This is a genomic window from Candidatus Electronema sp. TJ, from assembly GCF_048287355.1.
Classification (GTDB): domain Bacteria; phylum Desulfobacterota; class Desulfobulbia; order Desulfobulbales; family Desulfobulbaceae; genus Electronema.
In genome coordinates, this window is record NZ_JBLWEP010000153.1 from 1 (window position 1) to 1360 (window position 1360).

Annotated in this window: 1 protein-coding gene and 1 pseudogene; both read left to right on the forward strand. The window is 58.2% G+C overall.

The features are described 5' to 3' along the window. The first annotated feature begins 84 nt into the window (after positions 1–84). A complete protein-coding gene (locus ACNKID_RS10170; protein ID WP_417913320.1) occupies positions 85–1026 on the forward strand; it encodes a ribose-phosphate pyrophosphokinase in 942 nt (313 codons plus the stop codon). A gap of 83 nt (positions 1027–1109) precedes the next feature. Beyond that, positions 1110–1360 (forward strand): annotated as a pseudogene (locus ACNKID_RS10175) (50S ribosomal protein L25); the annotation flags it as partial.

Consider the following 1360-nt stretch of genomic DNA (forward strand, 5'->3'; position numbering starts at 1 on the left):
ACACAAGGTTTTGATCCTTGCATTCGGGGGTTCGAATCCTCCCGCCCCAGCCATTTTTCTGCCAGAATCATGTGAGATTTTGACATGCCCAACGTAATGAAGGTCTTCACCGGCAACGCCAACCCGGAAATCGCGCGCGAAATTTGCAACTACTTAGACATCCCGCTTTCCAGCGCGGAAGTGAAAAAGTTCAGCGACGGTGAGATTTCGGTGGAGATCGGCGAGAACGTGCGCGGCACAGATGTTTTTGTCATTCAGCCAACCTGCACGCCGGTCAACGACCACCTGATGGAGCTGCTGATCATGGTGGACGCGCTGCGTCGGGCCTCGGCGCGGCGGATCACCGCTGTCATGCCCTATTACGGCTATGCCCGCCAAGACCGCAAAACCAAGCCGCGTGTACCGATCACGGCCAAGGCGGTGGCGGAGATGTTGATGGCCGTTGGCACACGGCGCGCTCTGTGCATGGATCTTCATGCGGGCCAGATTCAGGGATTCTTCAACATCCCGGTGGATCATCTCTATTCCGCGCCGGTGATGCTGGAGTACATCCGCAAGAACATTGATGACGACGTGGTCATGGTCTCGCCGGACGCAGGCGGCGTGGAGCGCACCCGCGCCTTCGCCAAACGCCTCAATGCCGATTTGGCCATCATTGACAAGCGGCGGGAGCGGGCCAACGAGTGCGAGGCGATGAATGTCATCGGCAACGTGCAGGGCAGAACCGCCATTCTGCTTGATGACATGGTGGACACTGCTGGCACCCTCTGCGGCGCGGCGGCCAAGCTGAAGGAGTGCGGGGCAAAAGAAGTCCACGCCTGCTGCTCGCACGCTGTGCTTTCCGGCCCGGCCATTGACCGGCTCAACGCCTCGGAGATCAAGTCGCTGGTGGTGACCAATTCCATCCCTCTGCGTGACAAGGCCGAACGCTGCGACCGCATCGTGGTGCTGTCGGTGGGCGAGTTGCTGGGCGAGGCGATCAGTCGCATTCATTCTGAAGATTCGGTTAGTTATCTATTTGTCTGATAATTCCGCTGAAAAACGTCGGCAGGAGCTGATTGCCCGCTCTGCCGCCTTTTTCTTGATATTTTGCTGAAAGGGAGAACAGTATGCTGCAAGTGAACATGTCGGCCGCCAAACGGACGGCTTTTGGCAAAGGCGAATGCCGGCGGATGCGGGCAGCCAAGAAGACTCCGGCAGTGGTGTACGGCAAGGGCCAAGCTGCCATGCCGCTGGAATTTGACGCGGCGGCTCTGTATAAAGATTTGCTCTTCATTCATAGCCGCAACGCGGTGGTCACGCTGAAGATTGAGGGCGACGAGAAGGCCGAGCGTCATGCCGTGGTGCAGGAAATCCAGAA

What these genes read in the sequence shown, in the direction of transcription:
- ACNKID_RS10170 (WP_417913320.1), top strand. Translation starts at nt 85, where the DNA reads ATGCCCAACGTAATGAAGGTCTTCACCGGCAACGCCAACCCGGAAATC.